Below are 1,591 nucleotides of genomic sequence, written 5' to 3' on the forward strand. Positions count from 1 at the left end.
CTCACTGCATCACGTAAGAATCTACTCGAAACCCTAGCCGTTGCATCATCTAAAAATCTACTCCAAATTAGATAAGGAAACGATTCACTCATGTACAGGTGATGTCCATGAAGCAATCGATGATGGTGCGTTCTATGTTGGTTCAAGTCTTCAAAGAGAAGTACTTTTGGGCTTCGAAAAAAGAAAAAAGTCTCATACTCGACCAGTTCGTCGAAGCTACTGGATTCAATCGATCTTATGCCAGAACCGTTCTTAGAAAGAAAAAAGACAATCTCATCAAACTGAGACCGAGAAAGAAGCGTCTATCCAACTATGATGATGACGTCAGATTCTATTTAGAGAAGATCTGGGAGATCCTGGATAGAATTTGTGCCAAACGACTTGTCATGGCTATGCCAGATGTTTTGGCAAAGCTTGAGCAGTTTAAAGTATTTAAAATCGATAAAAATACCAAAGAAAAACTTCTCTCAATTAGTTCCGCTACTGCAGATCGGTTATTGAAACCAGCACGGAAAAAACTTGGTCGCAAAGGCACTTCTACAACGAAGCAACCAAAATACCTAATTGATCGGATCCCAATCAAAACGTTCGGTGAATGGAAAAGTTCTCTACCTGGCTTTGTTCAAATCGATCTAGTAGCCCATAATGGTGGAAATGTATTTGGAGGATTTTATTCAACGCTTGCAGCAACAGATGTTTGTACGGGATGGACAGTTTGTATACTGGTGAAAGATAAAACTCAATTCCAGATGCTAAAAGCATTAATAAAACTGAAAAAAATATTACCCTTCCCACTTTTGGGAATCCATTCCGATAACGGTGCAGAATTTATTAATCAAACAATCTTAACGTATGCAGAAAGAAACGACATCCAATTCACTCGTGGAAGACCATATAAAAAGAATGATAACCCACATATTGAACAGAAGAATTACAGTGTTGTAAGAAGGAATACTGGATATTTGCGTATTGAAAATCAAAGCCAAGCAGATATTGTCAGATCTCTTTACCAAGATTTAAATACTTACAATAATTACTTTTTACCAGTGATGATTCTAAAGGAGAAACATAGGATTGGTTCAAAAGCAATACGAAGGTATGACGAAGCAAAATCACCTTACCGAAGGATATTGGCTAGAAAAGATATTTCGAAAACGATAAAAGCTTCTATGAAAAAGATTTATGAGAAGTTGAATATTTTTGAATTAAAGAATCAGGTCAATCATTGGCAAAATGAAATTGTGAAGATTGCTGCCCCTATTCGTAATCCAATAGACAAAGTGAAAGTTAGAAGGAAGAAAGGAATCGTTCATACAATTCCGAAATGGAGACGAGAAGTAAATTCAGATACAAAAAATCCATTCCTCGAAAGACAACGTGTTGAAGAAATGAGGAGAGCTGCAGAACAAGTTTGGGTAAAAAGAAAATAGCTTGGAATCTTTTTTACAAATGTTATCTTTGGAGTAGATTTTTACCTGATTCTCAACTTAACATTTCGAGTAGATAAAACAAGATTCAATACGAGTGCCATATTGCCTCATAATTAATAGTATTCCAAATCAAAATAATGCTTCAAAAGTAAAAGTATTCG

1 protein-coding gene is annotated in these 1,591 nt (G+C 35.8%); it reads left to right on the forward strand.

Going from position 1 to position 1,591, the window contains the following annotated elements:
• Positions 1-101: 101 nt before the first annotated feature.
• Positions 102-1,430: an ISNCY-like element ISLbi1 family transposase gene (locus JWG40_RS11520; protein ID WP_205285952.1), complete on the forward strand. Its 1,329-nt coding sequence runs from the start codon at positions 102-104 to the stop codon at positions 1,428-1,430.
• The last annotated feature ends 161 nt before the right edge of the window (positions 1,431-1,591 follow it).

Source organism: Leptospira abararensis, from assembly GCF_016918735.1.
GTDB lineage: Bacteria > Spirochaetota > Leptospiria > Leptospirales > Leptospiraceae > Leptospira_A > Leptospira_A abararensis.